The sequence below is a fragment of the Ideonella sp. A 288 genome, assembly GCF_002198735.1.
Taxonomy (GTDB): domain Bacteria; phylum Pseudomonadota; class Gammaproteobacteria; order Burkholderiales; family Burkholderiaceae_C; genus Pseudaquabacterium.
Window position 1 is genome coordinate 1 of sequence record NZ_MWLO01000054.1, and the last position, 15,512, is coordinate 15,512.

At 71.1% G+C, this 15,512-nt stretch carries 15 protein-coding genes; 11 read left to right on the forward strand and 4 right to left on the reverse strand.

Annotated elements, in window-relative coordinates; all coding sequences use genetic code 11:
* Nucleotides 1-123 precede the first annotated feature (123 nt).
* Both EOINJALH_RS02880 and EOINJALH_RS02885 read right to left on the reverse strand, forming a co-directional pair.
* Nucleotides 124-927 (reverse strand): N-acetylmuramoyl-L-alanine amidase, encoded by an 804-nt coding sequence (locus EOINJALH_RS02880; RefSeq protein WP_199873134.1) that lies wholly within the window; start codon nucleotides 925-927, stop codon nucleotides 124-126.
* On the reverse strand, nucleotides 924-1,871 hold the full coding sequence (locus EOINJALH_RS02885; protein WP_158219633.1) for a BadF/BadG/BcrA/BcrD ATPase family protein: 948 nt from the start codon (nucleotides 1,869-1,871) through the stop codon (nucleotides 924-926). Before EOINJALH_RS02885 ends, EOINJALH_RS02880 begins: the two co-directional genes overlap by 4 nt.
* 113 nt (nucleotides 1,872-1,984) lie before the next feature.
* Between EOINJALH_RS02885 and EOINJALH_RS02890 the strand changes: the two genes are divergently transcribed.
* The 9 genes from EOINJALH_RS02890 to EOINJALH_RS02930 all read left to right on the forward strand — a co-directional run bounded on the left by EOINJALH_RS02890 (nucleotide 1,985) and on the right by EOINJALH_RS02930 (nucleotide 11,220).
* Entirely contained in the window at nucleotides 1,985-3,610 is a 1,626-nt protein-coding gene (locus EOINJALH_RS02890; protein WP_088278809.1) for an ABC transporter substrate-binding protein, read from the forward strand.
* 118 nt (nucleotides 3,611-3,728) lie between these two features.
* On the forward strand, nucleotides 3,729-4,736 hold the full coding sequence (locus EOINJALH_RS02895) for an ABC transporter permease (protein WP_088278821.1): 1,008 nt from the start codon (nucleotides 3,729-3,731) through the stop codon (nucleotides 4,734-4,736).
* Nucleotides 4,733-5,641: a nickel transporter permease gene (nikC, locus tag EOINJALH_RS02900; protein WP_088278810.1), complete on the forward strand. Its 909-nt coding sequence runs from the start codon at nucleotides 4,733-4,735 to the stop codon at nucleotides 5,639-5,641. The genes EOINJALH_RS02895 and nikC overlap by 4 nt, the downstream gene beginning before the upstream one ends.
* 210 nt (nucleotides 5,642-5,851) lie before the next feature.
* Nucleotides 5,852-6,625, forward strand: a complete 774-nt coding sequence (locus EOINJALH_RS02905; protein ID WP_088278811.1) for an ABC transporter ATP-binding protein — start codon at nucleotides 5,852-5,854, stop codon at nucleotides 6,623-6,625.
* 80 nt (nucleotides 6,626-6,705) lie between these two features.
* Nucleotides 6,706-7,410, forward strand: coding sequence for an ABC transporter ATP-binding protein (locus EOINJALH_RS02910; RefSeq protein WP_088278812.1), 705 nt, complete (start codon nucleotides 6,706-6,708; stop codon nucleotides 7,408-7,410).
* A 61-nt stretch (nucleotides 7,411-7,471) separates the two neighbouring features.
* Nucleotides 7,472-8,683: an ABC transporter substrate-binding protein gene (locus EOINJALH_RS02915; RefSeq protein ID WP_088278813.1), complete on the forward strand. Its 1,212-nt coding sequence runs from the start codon at nucleotides 7,472-7,474 to the stop codon at nucleotides 8,681-8,683.
* A 62-nt stretch (nucleotides 8,684-8,745) separates the two neighbouring features.
* Nucleotides 8,746-9,630 carry a branched-chain amino acid ABC transporter permease gene (locus EOINJALH_RS02920; protein WP_088278814.1) on the forward strand — a complete coding sequence of 295 codons (885 nt, stop codon included), beginning with the start codon at nucleotides 8,746-8,748 and terminating at the stop codon, nucleotides 9,628-9,630.
* The gene (locus tag EOINJALH_RS02925; RefSeq protein WP_199873136.1) at nucleotides 9,630-10,586 is read left to right on the forward strand and encodes a branched-chain amino acid ABC transporter permease; all 957 of its coding nucleotides are present in this window, start codon (nucleotides 9,630-9,632) and stop codon (nucleotides 10,584-10,586) included. The genes EOINJALH_RS02920 and EOINJALH_RS02925 overlap by 1 nt, the downstream gene beginning before the upstream one ends.
* Nucleotides 10,587-10,635: 49 nt before the next feature.
* Nucleotides 10,636-11,220, forward strand: coding sequence for a hypothetical protein (locus EOINJALH_RS02930; protein WP_144289829.1), 585 nt, complete (start codon nucleotides 10,636-10,638; stop codon nucleotides 11,218-11,220).
* A gap of 209 nt (nucleotides 11,221-11,429) precedes the next feature.
* On the opposite strand, the gene EOINJALH_RS02935 is transcribed toward EOINJALH_RS02930, so the two are convergent.
* A complete protein-coding gene (locus EOINJALH_RS02935; protein ID WP_088278817.1) occupies nucleotides 11,430-12,419 on the reverse strand; it encodes a tripartite tricarboxylate transporter substrate binding protein in 990 nt (329 codons plus the stop codon).
* Nucleotides 12,420-12,499: 80 nt separating this feature from the next.
* Here EOINJALH_RS02935 and EOINJALH_RS02940 point away from each other — a divergent pair, with 80 nt between their 5' ends.
* Together EOINJALH_RS02940 and EOINJALH_RS02945 are read left to right on the forward strand one after the other, a co-directional pair.
* Nucleotides 12,500-13,579: a malate/lactate/ureidoglycolate dehydrogenase gene (locus tag EOINJALH_RS02940; RefSeq protein WP_088278818.1), complete on the forward strand. Its 1,080-nt coding sequence runs from the start codon at nucleotides 12,500-12,502 to the stop codon at nucleotides 13,577-13,579.
* 16 nt (nucleotides 13,580-13,595) lie between these two features.
* Entirely contained in the window at nucleotides 13,596-14,822 is a 1,227-nt protein-coding gene (locus EOINJALH_RS02945) for an acyl-CoA dehydrogenase family protein (RefSeq protein WP_088278819.1), read from the forward strand.
* A 6-nt stretch (nucleotides 14,823-14,828) separates the two neighbouring features.
* On the opposite strand, the gene EOINJALH_RS02950 is transcribed toward EOINJALH_RS02945, so the two are convergent.
* Nucleotides 14,829-15,512, reverse strand: a 684-nt coding sequence (locus EOINJALH_RS02950; RefSeq protein WP_404872728.1) for a hypothetical protein, incomplete at its 5' end; no start/stop codon positions are given.

Consider the following 15,512-nt stretch of genomic DNA (forward strand, 5'->3'; position numbering starts at 1 on the left):
GTGGGGACGGCCGGTCCGGCGGCGCGTCGCGCACGGGCGCCGGCGGCTGGGTCGGCACGACGCCACAGCCCGCCAGCCAGGCCGCGGCGGCACCCGCGAGCGCCAGTCGGCGTCGGTGCAGCGTCATCGCGGCAATGCACCCACCACGTCGAGCAGCGCCGCCGTCTCGGCATCGGGCTGGCCGTCGAAGCGCGCGGGGCGGTACTTCATCTGGAAGGCGGCGATCACGCGGCGCGTGGGCTCGTCCAACGTGCCGGTGAGCGGCACCAGGTAGCCCAGCGCGCCCAGCGACTGCTGGAACCAGGCCACGTCGGGCAGCTTCGCCTGGTGCTGCGCCTGGCGCGCGGCCACCGCGTCGGCGTCGGGCCAGGGGATCAGGCCGGCCTCGGCCAGGCGCTTCCATGGGAACGCGGCGCCGGGGTCGATCTTGCGCTGCGGGGCGATGTCGCTGTGGCCCAGGATGCGCGTGGGCGCGATGCCGTGGCGCGCGACGATGTCCTTCACCAGCGCGATCACCGCGTCGATCTGTGCATCGGGATAGGGCGCGAAGCGCATGCTGCCGTCGGCCTGCGGGCGCCCACCGCCATTGACGATCTCGATGCCGATGGAGCTGGCATTGAGCATGCCATGGCCCTTCCAGAAGCTGTCGCCGGCGTGCCAGGCGCGGCGCCCTTCGTCGACCAGCCGGTAGATGCGCGGCGGGCTCTCGTCGCTGACGAGGTAGTGCGATGACACCTGCTGCCGCGTGAGGATGCGCAGCGACTCCTCGAAGCCTTCGTCGGTGTAGTGCAGCACGACGAAGAGCACGCGGCTGTCCTGGCCCTGCGCGGTGTGGCGCGTGTCGACGACCAGGCCGGTGCTGCAGCCGGCCAGGGCCAGCGCGCACAGCGCCGCGGCCAGGGCTTGCACGGCGCGGCGCGGCCTCATGACGGCTGCCCCATCGCCCGCCTTGCGGCGAGTGCGGCGAGTGCGGCGCGCTGCGCCGACCGCAGCGCCGCGGGGCGGGTCTCGGGGCGCACGCGCAGGCCGTCGGGCAGCGCCTGCCGCAACCCCGCCTCGACCGCGGGGCCCAGCTCGAACACTCGGCCGGCGAAGGCCAGCGCCACCACCCCGCAGCGGTGCAGCAGCGCGCGCGCCGGCCGCGCCAGTTCGGTGCCAGCACGCCGCAGCAGGGCCTGGGCGGCGACGTCGCCCTCGCGGGCGGCCGCGGCCACGGCCAGCGCGAGGGCGCCGATCTCGCCGCGGCTGGCCCCGACGACGGCACGGCGTGTGGACGGCCAGTCGCTGCCGCCGAGCCGCGCAAAGAGATACCGGCCGAGCGCGCTGTCGGCGCCCGCGCCGGGCCGCTCGTCCTCGTCACGCCACACCTGGCGCAGGGCCTCCACGGCGATCCAGTGGCCGCCGCCCGCGTCGTCGATCAGCACGCCACGGCCCCCGGCACGGTGGAAGGCGCCGGCCGCGTCGACATGGCCGGCGATGGCGCCGGTGCCGGCCAGCAGCAGCACCCCCTCGCCGGGCTCGAAGGCGCCGCGGCAGGCCATCTCGATGTCGCTGGCCAGGGCCGTTCGTTCCGCCGGCACGTCGAAGGCCTGCCGGAAGACCCGGGCCCACGCCGCCGCGTCGCCCGCATCGAACCCGGTGAAGCCGGCGCAGACGGCGCCGTGCGTAGCGAGGGCCGGGCGGGCCTGCGGCGGCAGCGACGCGGCGATGCCGCACAGCACCTCGGCGGCCGCCGCCACCGACGCGCCATCGGCGGGCCGCGGCAGCGCGGGCGCCTCGCCTTGCGCGCGCAGGTGGCCCTCGGCGGCCACCAGCGCCCAGCGCGTCTGCGTGCCGCCTCCGTCGAGGCCGAGTCCAAGGATCTCCGTCATGCGCGGCCGATTGTGCCGCCGCGCACCGGCCCGCGTGCAGCGCGCGCCCATGCCCCGCCCGCAGGGGCCGCGGGCCTGCTGCATAGAATGGATTCGACCCCGGAGGATTCCCCATGCGCATCGCCCGCCCCACCCTGCCACGCCGCCCCTTCCTGGGCGCCACGCTCGCCGCAGGCGCCTTCGCGGCGATGGCCGTGCTGGGCACGCCCGCACTGGCGGCCACGCCGAAGGACACGCTGGTCATCGCCGCGGCCTTCGACGACATCATCTCGCTCGACCCGGCCGAGGCCTTCGAGATCTCGGCCGGCGAGCTGATGGGCAATGCCTACGACCGGCTGGTTCGCTTCGACGTGGCCGACCCGTCCAGGCTGTCGGGCGACGTGGCCAAGGGCTGGACGGTGTCGGCCGACGGCAAGACTTTCAGCTTCGAACTGAAGCCGGGCCTGAAGTTCGCGTCGGGCAACCCGCTGACGGCCGAGGACGTGGTGTGGTCGCTGCAGCGCGCGGTGCTGCTGGACAAGACGCCGGCCTTCATCCTGACGCAGTTCGGCTTCACCAAGGACAACGTCGCGACCCGCATCAAGGCCAGCGGGCCGCTGGCGCTGTCGATCGAGACCGACAAGGCCTATGCGCCGAGCTTCGTGCTGAACTGCCTGACCGCCAACGTGGCGGCCATCGTCGACAAGAAGCTGGTGCTGGGCAAGGAGGCCAACGGCGACCTGGGCTACGCCTGGCTCAAGACCAACTACGCCGGCTCGGGCCCGATGAAGATCCGCGAGTGGCGGGCCAACGAGCTGGTGACGCTGGAGCGCAACGACCAGTACCACGGCACCAAATCGGCGCTGGCCCGGGTGATCTACCGCCACATGAAGGAAAGCGCCACCCAGCGCCTGACGCTGGAGAAGGGCGACGTCGACGTGGCCCGCGGCCTGAGCCCGCAGGACCTGGCCGCACTGGCCGCCCACAAGGACATCAAGACCACCGCCACGCCCAAGGGCACGGTGTACTACATCAGCCTCAACATGAAGCACCCGCAGCTGGCCAAGCCCGAGGTGCGCGAGGCCTTCAAGTGGCTGGTCGACTACGCGGCCATCGGCGACACGATGGTCAAGAACATCGGCGTGGTGCACCAGAACTTCCTGCCGCTGGGCCTGCTGGGCGCGGCCAAGGACAACCCCTACAAGCTGGACGTCGACAAGGCCAGGGCGCTGCTGGCCAAGGCCGGGCTGGCCAATGGCTTCAAGGTAACGATGGACGTGCGCACGGTGCAGCCGGTGCAGGGCATCGCCGAGGCGGTGCAGCAGACGGCCAAGCGCGCCGGCATCGAGATCGAGATCCTGCCGGGCGACGGCAAGCAGACGCTGACCAAGTACCGCGCACGCACCCACGACATGTACATTGGCCAGTGGGGTGCCGACTACTGGGACCCGCACACCAACGCCGACACCTTTGCGCGCAACCCCGACAACTCCGACGCTGCCAAGAGCAAGCCGCTGGCCTGGCGCAATGCCTGGGACATCCCCGAGCTGACGAAGAAGACCGACGCCGCCGTGCTGGAGCGCGACGGCAAGAAGCGCGCGGCGCTGTACGGCGAAATCCAGGCCGAGTTCCGCAGGTCCAGCCCCTTCATCATGATCTTCCAGCAGACCGAAGTGGCCGCGATGCGCGGCAACGTCGACGGCCTGCGGCTCGGGCCCACGTCGGATTCGACCTACTTTGCCGGCGTGACCAAGCGCTGAGCGCGTCGGCCCGCCCACCCCGACGCCGCGCAGCGTGAGCGCCCCCAGCCAGCGCGCCACGGGCAGCCCCGGCACGGCGCATGCCGGCACGCCGCGGGCGCGCCGGCTCGGCGCCAGGCTGCGCAGCCTCGGCCGGCTCCTGGCCGCGGTGGTGCTGACCTACCTTGGGCTGCTGGCCGTCACCTTCTTCATCGGCCGGGTGATCCCGGTCGACCCGGTGCTGGCCATCGTCGGCGACCGCGCGCCCGAGCACGTGGTGCAGCGCGTGCGCGAGGAACTGGGCCTGAACAAGCCGCTCTGGCAGCAGTTCGGCCTGTACATCGCCAAGGCCGCGCAGGGCGACTTCGGCACCTCGGTGCTGACCAGCAACCCGGTGGCGCAGGACATCCGCAAGACTTTCCCGGCCACGCTGGAGCTGGCCACCTGCGGCATCCTGATCGGCGCCGGCCTGGGCGTGCCGCTGGGCGTGTGGGCGGCGGTGCGGCGCGGCCGCCTGGTCGACCAGGCCGTGCGCGTGCTGGGGCTGATCGGCTACTCGGTGCCGGTGTTCTGGCTGGGGCTGATGGGGCTGGTGCTGTTCTACGCGAAGCTCGGCTGGGTGGCCGGGCCGGGGCGCATCGACGTGGCCTACGAGTACAGCGTGCCCACGCTGTCGGGCCTGCTGCTGCTGGACGCCGCGCTGGCCGGCGAATGGGACGCCTTCGGCAACGCGCTGTCGCACCTGGTGCTGCCGGCCTCGCTGCTGGGCCTGTTCTCGCTGGCCTACATCAGCCGAATGACGCGCTCGTTCATGCTGCACGAGCTGGGTCAGGAATACGTGGTGGCCGCGCGCGCCAAGGGCCTGTCGGAGGCGCGCATCGTGTGGCGCCACGCCCTGCGCAACGCGATGGTGCCGCTGGTCACGGTGGTGGCGCTGTCGTATGCCGGCCTGCTGGAAGGCTCGGTGCTCACCGAGACCGTGTTCGCCTGGCCGGGCCTGGGCCTGTACATCACCCATTCGCTGCAGAACGCCGACATGAACGCGGTGCTGGGCGGCACGCTGGTGGTGGGCTCGGTGTTCATCGGCCTGAACCTGCTGAGCGACCTGCTCTACCGGGTGCTCGACCCGCGCACGAGGCCGCGATGAGCCCGGCGGCGCTGCATGCCTGGCTGATGACCGAGCGCCCGCAGTCGCGGCGCCAGGCCGCGCTGGGCCGGGCCTACGGCGCCTGGCGCACCTTTGCGCGCAACCGTCTGGCGCTGGCCGGGCTGCTGATCGTGCTGGCGCTGGTGGTGGTGGCGGCGCTGGCGCCCTGGCTGGAGCGCTATTCGCCCTTCGAGGGCGACCTGCGCACGACGCGGCTGCTGCCGCCTTCGGCCGCACACTGGTTCGGCACCGACGACCAGGGCCGCGACATCCTTTCGCGGGTGGTGCACGGCTCGCGCATCACGCTGTTCGTCGTGGTGCTGGTGGCGGTGCTGGCCGCGCCGATCGGCCTGGTGGTGGGCACGGTGGCGGGCTATGCCGGCGGCTGGGTGGACGCGGCCCTGATGCGCATCACCGACATCTTTCTGGCGTTTCCGCGGCTGATCCTGGCGCTGGCCTTCGTCGCGGCGCTGGGCCCGGGAATCGAGAACGCGGTGCTGGCCATCGCCATCACGTCGTGGCCGCCCTATGCCCGCATCGCCCGAGCCGAGACGCTGACCATCGCGCAGGCCGACTACATCGCCGCGGTGCGCCTGGTGGGCGCATCGCCATGGCGCATCGTGCTGCGGCACATCATGCCGCTGTGCCTGTCGAGCGTCATCGTGCGGGTGACGCTGGACATGGCGGGCATCATCCTCACCGCCGCCGGCCTGGGCTTCCTGGGCCTGGGCGCGCAGCCGCCGATGCCCGAATGGGGCGCCATGATCGCCAACGGCCGCCAGTACGTGCTCGACCAGTGGTGGGTGGCCGCCGCGCCGGGGGCCGCGATCTTCACCGTGAGCCTGGCCTTCAATCTGCTGGGCGACGGCCTGCGCGACGCGCTGGACCCGAAAGCGCAGCGCTGAGTGCAGCCCGCGGGGGCCACGCACCCCTGGGCAAACCCCATGCAACCCGGGCCTGGCTTGCAGGGTCGGACAGAGGGCCAACCCGGTTAGCATCCCGGGTTGAGCCGCCGTGCTCCGAAGCGGGCGCTGACCCACCGCGGACGACACCGTCGAAACCACACCACCACCCCCGACGGTTCGAAGAGATTCCCCCGCCATGATTGCCCCGCGATGAGCCACGACATCATTCTCGAAACGCAGGCCCTGACGAAGGAGTTCAAGGGCTTCGTCGCCGTGAGCAAGGTCGACCTGAAGGTCAAGCGCGGCACCATCCATGCGCTGATCGGCCCCAACGGCGCCGGCAAGACCACCTGCTTCAACCTGCTGACCAAGTTCCTCACGCCAACGTCGGGCCGCATCATGTTCGACGGCCACGACATCACGTCCGAGTCGTCGGCGCACATCGCGCGGCGCGGCGTGATCCGCTCGTTCCAGATCTCGTCGGTGTTCCCGCACCTCACCGTGCTCGAGAACGTGCGCGTGGCGCTGCAGCGGCAGTTGCCCACCTCGTACCACTTCTGGCGCTCCGAGCGCTCGCTCGACAGCCTGAACGACCGTGCCCTGGCGTTGCTGCGCGAGGTCGACCTCGAGAAGTACGCCCGCCTCACCGCGGTGGAACTCAGCTACGGCCGCAAGCGCGCGCTGGAGATCGCCACCACGCTGGCGATGGCGCCCAAGCTGATGCTGCTGGACGAGCCCACGCAGGGCATGGGCCTGGAGGATGTGGACCGCATCCGGCAACTCATCAAGAAGGTGGCGGCGGACCGCACCGTGCTGATGGTGGAGCACAACATGAGCGTGGTGGCCAGCATCGCCGACACCATCACCGTGCTGCAGCGCGGCGCCACGCTGGCCGAGGGGCCCTACGAGCAGGTGTCGAAGAACCCGGCCGTGATCGAGGCCTACATGGGCACCGCCACCACCGAGTTGCAGGGAGCACACTGAGATGAAACTACCCCCAGCTCACTTCGTTCGCGGCCCCCGAGGGGCGCGTCAGTCCCTTCGGGCGGCCGGGCGGTACTGACATGGCCGCCCGCTTCCTCGAGATCAAGGATCTGCACGGCTGGTACGGCGAATCGCACGTGCTGCACGGGGTGAACCTCCACGTCGACGAAGGCGAGGTCGTCACGCTGCTGGGGCGCAACGGCGCCGGGCGCACCAGCACGCTGCGCGCCATCATGGGCCTGATCGGCAGCCGCAAGGGCTCGATCAAGGTGCGCGGCAAGGAAACCATCGACCAGTCCACGCACCGCATCGCGCGCATGGGCCTGGGCTACTGCCCCGAGGAGCGCGGCATCTTCTCCAGCCTGTCGTGCGAAGAGAACCTGATGCTGCCGCCCACGCTGGCCGAAGGCGGCATGAGCGTGGCGCAGATCTACGAGATGTTCCCCAACCTGAAGGAGCGCGCGTCCAGCCAGGGCACGCGCCTGTCGGGCGGCGAGCAGCAGATGCTGGCCGTGGCGCGCATCCTGCGCACCGGCGCGCGCCTGCTGCTGCTGGACGAAATCTCCGAGGGCCTGGCCCCGGTGATCGTGCAGAAGCTCGCCGAGATGGTGCGCACGCTGCGCGGCCAGGGCTACACCATCGTGATGGTGGAGCAGAACTTCCGCTTCGCCGCGCCGCTGGCCGACCGCTTCCTCGTCATGGAGCATGGCGAGGTGATCCAGCAGTTCAGCCAGGCCGAACTGCCGTCGCGCCTGGACAGCCTGCACGAATACCTGGGCGTGTAGCCGCACGCCCTTCTCCCACCCGCAGTTCCCACCCCGCATTCCCCGTTCAAGGAGACCGTCGATGTCACTGAAGCAACTCACCCTCGCCTGCTCGCTGGCCACCGCCGCCACGCTGGGCGCTGCGCCCGCCCACGCCCAGTTCTCGGGCGATGTCATCAAGATCGGCATCATCACCGACATGGCCGGCGTCTATGGCGACATCGACGGCATGGGCGGCGTCGAGGCCATCCGCATGGCCGTGGCCGACCTGGGCGGCTCGATCAATGGCAAGAAGGTCGAGGTGCTCTACGCCGAGCACCAGAACAAGGCCGACATCGCCGCCGCCAAGGCCCGCGAGTGGTTCGACACCCAGGGCCTGGACATGCTGGTCGGTGGCACCAATTCGGCCACCGCGCTGGCCATGGCCAAGGTGGCGGCCGAGAAGAAGAAGCCCTTCCTCGTCGTCGGTGCCGCCACCTCGGCCCTGACCAACGAGCAGTGCAATCCCTACACCGTGCACTGGGCCTACGACACCGTGGCGCTGGCCAAGGGCACCGGCAATGCAGTCGTCAAGCAAGGCGGCAAGAGCTGGTTCTTCCTGCAGGCCGACTACGCCTTCGGCGCCGCGCTGCAGGCCGACGTGTCCGCGGTCGTCAAGGCTGCCGGCGGCACCGTGGTGGGCACCGTCAAGCACCCGCTGGCGACCAGCGACTTCTCGTCCTTCCTGCTGCAGGCGCAAAGCAGCAAGGCGCAGATCCTGGGCATGGCCAATGCCGGTGGCGACACCATCAACACCATCAAGGCGGCCAACGAGTTCGGCGTCACCAAGACGATGAAGCTGGCCGGCCTGCTGGTGTTCATCAACGACATCCACTCGCTGGGCCTGAAGACCACCCAGGGCATGTACCTCACCGACAGCTGGTACTGGAACCAGAACGCCGAAACGCGGGCCTGGGCGCGGCGCTTCTTCGAGAAGTTCAAGCGCATGCCCTCGTCGGTGCAGGCCGGTGACTACTCGGCCGCCTACAACTACCTGCTGGCCACCAAGGCCGCGGGCACCGACGACGCCGACAAGGTGCTGGCGCAGATGCGCAAGACCCCGATCAACGACGTCTTCGCCAAGGGCGGCTTCATCCGCGCCGACGGCCGCATGGTGCACGACATGTACCTGATGCAGGTGAAGTCGCCCGACAAGAGCACCGAGCCCTGGGACTACTACAACGTGGTGGAGACCATGAAGGGCGAAGCCGCCTGGACCACCAAGGCCGACACCAAGTGCGCGGCCTGGAAGTGATCCGGCCTGCCGCGGCGGGCCTGGCCCGCCGCGGTGCCTGAGCGGCCTCGACCGAAAGCACCATGGACATCTTCGGCATTCCCCTGCAGGCCTTCCTGGGCCAGCTCTTGCTGGGGCTGGTCAATGGCTCGTTCTACGCCATGCTCAGCCTGGGCCTGGCGGTGATCTTCGGCCTGCTGGGCATCGTCAATTTCGCCCATGGTGCGCTGTACATGATCGGCGCCTACGTGGCCTACCTGCTGGCCGAGCACCTGGGCATCGGCTTCTGGGCCGCGCTGGTGGTGGCGCCGCTGGTGGTGGGCGCACTGGGCGTGGCGATCGAGCGCACGCTGCTCAAGCACCTGTACAACATCGACCCCATCTACGGCCTGCTGCTCACCTTCGGCCTGTCGCTGATCGCCGAAGGCGTGTTCCGCGACCAGTTCGGCGTGTCGGGGCAGCAATACCCGGTGCCCGACGCGCTGCAAGGCGCCACCAACCTGGGCTTCATGATCCTGCCCAACTACCGCGGCTTCGTCATCTTCGCGTCGCTGGCGGTGTGCCTGGCCACCTGGTGGCTGATCGAGCGCACGCGCCTGGGCTCGTACCTGCGCGCCGGCACCGAGAACCCCAAGCTCGTGCAGGCCTTCGGCGTCAACGTGCCGATGATGGTGATGCTCACCTACGGCGCCGGCGCCGGCCTGGCCGCGATGGCCGGCGTACTGGCCGCACCGGTGATCCAGCTCACCCCGCTGATGGGCAGCAACCTGATCATCGTGGTGTTTGCCGTCGTCGTCATCGGCGGCATGGGTTCGATCCTGGGCTCCATCCTCACCGGGCTGATGCTGGGCCTGGTCGAAGGCCTGACCAAGGTCTTCTACCCCGAAGCCTCGAGCATCGTCGTGTTCGTGATCATGGCCATCGTGCTGATGATCCGGCCGGCCGGCCTATTCGGGAAGGAGAAGTGATGAGCACCTCATCGCTCACCCGCCACTCGCGCCTGGCCTGGTCGGCCGCCCTGGTGGTGCTGCTGATCGCCCCGTTCATCGGCCTGTACCCGGTGTTCATGATGAAGGCGTTGTGTTTCGCGATCTTCGCCTGCGCCTTCAACCTGCTGCTGGGCTTCACCGGGCTGCTGTCCTTCGGCCATGCGGCCTACCTGGGTGCGGCTGCGTACTTCACGGGTTGGCTGGTGCGCACGGCCGGCTGGCCGCCGGAACTCGGCGTGCTGGGCGGCGTGCTGGGCGCCGGGCTGATCGGCCTGGTGGTCGGCGCCATCGCCATCCGCCGCCAGGGCATCTACTTCGCGATGATCACGCTGGCGATGGCCCAGATGGTGTACTTCGTGTGGCTGCAGGCCCCGTTCACCGGTGGCGAAGACGGCCTGCAGGGCGTGCCGCGTGGCCACCTCTTCGGCGTCATTCCGCTGGCCAGCGACGTGGCGATGTACTACGTGGTGCTGGCGGTCTTCGTGGCGGTGTTCCTGGGCATCATCCGCATCGTCCACTCGCCCTACGGACAGGTGCTCAAGGCGATCCGAGAGAACGAACCGCGTGCCATTTCGCTGGGCTACGACGTCAACCGCTACAAGCTGCTGGCCTTCGTGCTGTCGACCATGCTGGCGGGGCTGGCCGGCTCGCTGAAGACGCTGGTGCTGGGCTTCGCCACGCTGAGCGACGCGCACTGGTCGCTGTCCGGCGAGGTGGTGCTGATGACGCTGCTGGGCGGCATGGGCACCTTTGCCGGGCCGGTGGTGGGCGCGTTCACCATCATCGGGCTGCAGAACTTCCTGGCCGACCGGGTGGGTTCCTGGGTCACCGTCATCATCGGCGCGATCTTCGTCGTCTGCGTCGTCGGGTTCCGTCGCGGCTTCATCGGCGAACTGCTGGCCTGGCAGCAGCGGCGGAACAAGTCCGACCACTGAGCCGGCACCGGGGCATGGTGCGGCGATGACCGCGCCACCGCCCCGGGTCGTGACGCTGGTGCTGGTCGATTCGACGGGCAAACTGCTCGGCGCGCTGCCGCCGTTCACCGCCGACACGCCGGCCTGGCTCGACCTCGCGCCCGTGGTGTGCGAGGTGCAGTGCAGGCTCGGACTGGCCGTCACGGTGCTGCGCCTGCTGCACGCCGAACGCGCTCGACCGAACGGCGGCACGGTGAGCTACCTGGCCGAAGTGCCCACGGGCGCACCGCTGCCGCCACTGCAGCCTTGGCACGCCGCGCTGCGCAATCACCTGCGGCCCGCCCATGCCGATGCGGGTGGCCCCGCTGCCGAGCTGGCCTGGGCGCCCTGTGCCCAGGCTGCTGGCCCGCGAGGGCGGCCGCCTGCTGTGCTGGCCCACGTCGACGGCAGCGACCACGATCGCGCGGCCTGCCCGTCCGCGGCTTTGCATCACCGGCGGTGGTGGTCAACGAGGGGGGTTCCTCGTGGTGCGCCACCGATGGTTCCGCGCGGCAGGCGGCGGCCGGCGGGGGCGCTGTGTGTGGCGGCGAGAAGCGCAGGCTCGGGGGCGGCGCGCGCAGCGCGCTTCGTGGACATGCTCACCGCAGTTGTCTGAGCGCAGCGCCCGCAGGGCGCGCAGCGAGTTCTGCGGCGCGACCCCGAGGCGAGCATCGCAGCGCAGTCGGCGCAGCCGACCGCCACAGTCAGCGCCACCGGCGGCTGCCGCCTGTCGCGCCGCGCCTGCCGCGCCGCGCAGATCGTCGGACGGAACGAACGGCCGCCCAAAGGCGTCGCCCGATCCGCAGCCCGGAAAGCGACGGCCAGTCAGTTGGCCGTCGCCCCGCTGTCCTTCACCACCTTGCCCAGCCGCGGCACGTCCACCTTGATCAGCGCGGCCAGTTCGGCCGGCGGCATGCCGGACAGGTCGAGGCCCAGTTCGGTCAGGCGCTTCTGCACGTCGGGCATTTTCAGGATGCGCGAGATCTCGGTGTACAGCCGGTCGACGATGGGCTTGGGCGTGCCCGCCGGTGCGAACACCGCCTGCCACGAGCTGAGCTCGTAGCCCGCCAGGCCCGACTCGGCCATGGTCGGCACGTCGGGCGCCACGCCCGAGCGCTGCGCGGTGGTGACGGCCAGCGCGCGCAGCTTGCCGGCCTTCATGTGCGGTATCGCGCTGGCCACGTTGTCGAAGGCCACCGGCAGGGTGCCGCCCAGCAGTTCGGGCAGCATCTGGCCGCTGCCACGGTAGGGGATGTGCTGCATGCGCACGCCGGCCTGCGTCTTGAACAGCTCGCCCGAGATGTGCTGCGAGGTGCCGTTGCCGGCCGAGCCGTAGGAGTATTTGTCGGGCGCGGCCTTCAGCAGGTCGATGAACTCGCGCACGGTCTGCGCCGGCACGCTGGGGTGCAGCAGCAGCACGTTGGGCTGGGTGGCGTACAGCGTGATCGGCTCGAAGCTCTTGACCGGGTCGTAGGGCAGCTTGTCGTACAGCGTGGCGTTGATGGCGTGCGAGCTGATGGTGCCGCCGCCCAGGGTGTAGCCGTCGGGTGCGGCGCGGGCCAGTTCGGCCGACCCGGCCGAGCCGCCCTGCCCGGCCTTGTTCTCGATGACGATGGTCTGGCCCAGCGCGGCGCCGAGCTTTTCGCACACGACGCGGGCGATGATGTCGGTGGTGCCGCCGGGCGCGAAGGGCACGATGTAGCGGATCGGCTTGCTGGGCCAGGCCGCCGCGGTTTGCGCCATGGCCGTTGGCGTGATCGGCGCCACCATTCCGGCGGCCAGCGACTGGAGCACGAGGCGTCGATGCAGGGTCATGGCATGGTCTTTCCGGTGGTGGGGTGGTGCAGGCCAGTCTAGGATCGTGCGCATCGACCTCCCAGCCCGGACAGACCCGAATGAGCCTCATGCACACCATCGCCCTGCCCCGCCTGCACGATGCCATGCGCCAGGTGGTGCGCGGCTTCGGCAGCCACGACGACGAGGTCGAGGCAGTCGCCGGCAACCTGATCGAGGCCAACCTGACCGGCCACGATTCGCACGGCATCGGCATGCTGCCGCGCTATGCCGACGCCTTCCTCGAAGGCAGCCTGACCCCCAACGCCACGGTGCGCACGCTGCTCGACGGCGGTGCACTGCTGCGCCTGGATGGCCAGGCCGGTTTCGGCCAGGTGATCGGTCGCGAGGCCATGGCCCTGGGCATCGAGCGCGCCAAGGCGCATGGCAGCTGCCTGGTGGCGCTGGGCAACTCGCACCACCTGGGCCGCATCGGCGCCTGGGCCGAGCAGGCCGCTGCCGCCGGGCTGGTGTCGCTGCACTTCGTCAACGTCATCTCGCGGGCCATCGTCGCGCCGCACGGTGGCGGCGATGCGCGCTTCGGCACCAACCCGTTCTGCGCCGGCGTGCCGCTGGCCGGCCGGCCACCGGTGATCCTGGATTTCGCCACCAGCATGATCGCCCAGGGCAAGACGCGCGTGGCAATGAACAAGGGCGAGCTGGTGCCGGCCGATTGCCTGATCGACGACCATGGCCGCCCGACGCGCGAGCCCCGCTACACCGTGGTGCCGCCCTTCGGCGCGCTGCTCACCTTCGGCGGCCACAAGGGTTCGGGCCTGGCGATGATGTGCGAGCTGCTCGGTGGTGCGCTGGCCGCCGGCATGACCCAGCGCGACGGAGCATCGAGCAAACGACGCGTGCTCAACGGCATGTTCAGCGTGCTGCTCGACCCCTCCGCCCTCACCGAGCGCAGCGCCTTCGAGCAGGAAGCCATGGCCTTCCTCGACTGGGCCCGGGCCTCGCCGGTGCGCGAGGGTTTCGATGCGGTGCAGATCGCCGGCGAGCCCGAGCGCGCCTCGCGCGCGCGGCGCACCGCCGAGGGCGTGCCGGTGGACGAGACCACCTGGCGCGAGATCCTCGCCGCGGCCGGCCGCCTGGGCGTCGACCCGGCACAGGTGAACACCACCGCCGGCCTGTCCTGACCTGGGGTCGCACGCCATGGCGCCTGCCGACCTGCACGACGGCCCCGCCGCGCTGCGCCGCCACTTGCTGCAACAGGCCGACGAGGTGGCCGCGGGTCTGGCCGGCCGCGCGCAGGAGATCGAGGCCCTGCGCCACCTGCCGCCCGACATCGCCGACGACCTGGCCGCACGCGGCCTGATGCGCCTGCTGACACCGGCCAGCGTGGGCGGGCACGAGGTGCCGGTGGCCACGTTCTTCGAGCTCATCGAGCGGCTGGCGCGTGCCGACGCGTCGGTGGCCTGGTGCAGCTTCATCGCCTGCACTGCCAGCGTGCCGGCGGCCTGGTTGCCCGAGGCCGAGGCGCGGCAGTTGTTCGGCTCGCCCACGCTGAAGGCCGCGGGCGTGTTCGCGCCACGCGGCCGCGCGCTGCCGGCCACGGTGGACGGCGTGGCCGGCTGGCGCGTCAGCGGCCGCTGGTTCTGGGGCTCGGGCGCGCAGCATGCCGACGTGATCTCCGGCGGCTGCACTGTGCCCGGCGCCGACGGCCGACCCGAGCCGATGGCCGACGGCACGCCGCGCGTACTGTCGGTGCTGTTCGACCGCGCCCAGGTGCGCCTGATCGACAACTGGACCAGCGTCGGCCTGTGCGGCACCGGCAGCGGCGAGTTCGCCGTGGACGACGTCTTCGTACCGGCTGGACGCGTCACTTCTCTGTTGGGTCTGCCGCGCGAGACCGGGCCGCTGTACCGCTTTCCGGTGTTCGGCCTGCTGGCGCTGGCCATTGCCGCGGTGGCCTGCGGCATCGGCCGCCAGGCGATCGACGCGCTGGTGTCGCTGGCCTCCGACAAGGTGCCGCAGGGCGGCAGCAAGGCGCTGGCCCAACGTCCGGCGACGCAGGAGGCGGTGGCCCGCGCCGAGGCCCGGCTGCGCAGTGCCCGCGCGTTCGTGATGGCCTCGATCGACGCCGCCTGGCAATCTGCCCAGTCGGCGGCACTGGCAGGGCCGCCGGGGCCGGACGGCATCCCGCTGGCGCAACGCGCCGACCTGCGCCTGGCCGCCACGCACGCCGTGCACACGGCGGCCGAGGTGGTCGACCGCATGTTCACGCTGGCCGGCGGGCATGCGGTGTTCGCCGATTCGCCGCTGCAGCGCTGCCTGCGCGACGTGCACGTGGCCACCCAGCACATGATGGTGGCCGAGCCCACCTACGAACTGGTCGGGCGGCTGCAGCTCGGGCTGCCCACCTCGACGTCGATGCTGTAGCCGCGGCTACTTCTTGTCGCCGCCCAGCACCAGCGCCGCGCGGTCGGCCCGCTCCCGGTCGCCGGCCACCTCGGCCAGCTTCTGCTGCACGCCCAGCCAGGCCAGCAAGGGCCGCCGCCAGCCCTGGGCCGAGGCGTTGTCGATGGAGGCATCGACGATGGTCAGCGTGGCCCGGCCATCGCGCAGCCACACCGCGGAGGCCACCAGCCGCGACAGCGGGTCGGCCATGCCCTGCAGCAGCGCCAGATCGGCCGCGACGCCGGCGCTGGGGCGAGCCACCGGGCGGTGCTGCGGCGGCAGCAGTTCGATGCGGTCGGCCGACAGGCGGCCGCGCAGGAAATCGGCGTAGGCCTGCTCGGCCGGGGGGGCGTCGGCACGCAGGGCCTCGAAGCCGACGCAGGGCTCGTCCACCAGGCTGGCCAGTTGCGCCGCACAACGCACGAGTTCGGCCCGGGCCATCAGGTCGATGCGGCCGGTGCGGGCGATGTCGGCGCGGGCTCGGTCGAACTCGAGCGTGGCCACGCGGGCGTCGCCCGACAGGTGCGCGGCCACGGCCCGCTCGAGCGACCCATGGGCGTTGACCTGCCAGTCGGGCGGCGGTGGCGTGCTGCTGCATGCGGCCAGCAGGGCGGCCAGCATCGCCACGGCGGTGGCCCGCGCCTGGCGGGCGGCGGCACGGGGGCCGTGGGT

Bases quoted from the DNA above. Each gene is read 5' to 3' on its own strand.
- EOINJALH_RS02885 (WP_158219633.1), bottom strand. From the start codon at position 1,871: ATGACGGAGATCCTTGGACTCGGCCTCGACGGAGGCGGCACGCAGACG.
- EOINJALH_RS02935 (WP_088278817.1), bottom strand. From the start codon at position 12,419: ATGACCCTGCATCGACGCCTCGTGCTCCAGTCGCTGGCCGCCGGAATG.
- EOINJALH_RS02925 (WP_199873136.1), top strand. From the start codon at position 9,630: ATGAGCACCTCATCGCTCACCCGCCACTCGCGCCTGGCCTGGTCGGCC.
- nikC (WP_088278810.1), top strand. From the start codon at position 4,733: ATGAGCCCGGCGGCGCTGCATGCCTGGCTGATGACCGAGCGCCCGCAG.
- EOINJALH_RS02945 (WP_088278819.1), top strand. From the start codon at position 13,596: ATGGCGCCTGCCGACCTGCACGACGGCCCCGCCGCGCTGCGCCGCCAC.
- EOINJALH_RS02890 (WP_088278809.1), top strand. From the start codon at position 1,985: ATGCGCATCGCCCGCCCCACCCTGCCACGCCGCCCCTTCCTGGGCGCC.
- EOINJALH_RS02940 (WP_088278818.1), top strand. From the start codon at position 12,500: ATGAGCCTCATGCACACCATCGCCCTGCCCCGCCTGCACGATGCCATG.
- EOINJALH_RS02915 (WP_088278813.1), top strand. From the start codon at position 7,472: ATGTCACTGAAGCAACTCACCCTCGCCTGCTCGCTGGCCACCGCCGCC.
- EOINJALH_RS02905 (WP_088278811.1), top strand. From the start codon at position 5,852: ATGAGCCACGACATCATTCTCGAAACGCAGGCCCTGACGAAGGAGTTC.
- EOINJALH_RS02910 (WP_088278812.1), top strand. From the start codon at position 6,706: ATGGCCGCCCGCTTCCTCGAGATCAAGGATCTGCACGGCTGGTACGGC.
- EOINJALH_RS02920 (WP_088278814.1), top strand. From the start codon at position 8,746: ATGGACATCTTCGGCATTCCCCTGCAGGCCTTCCTGGGCCAGCTCTTG.
- EOINJALH_RS02880 (WP_199873134.1), bottom strand. From the start codon at position 927: ATGAGGCCGCGCCGCGCCGTGCAAGCCCTGGCCGCGGCGCTGTGCGCG.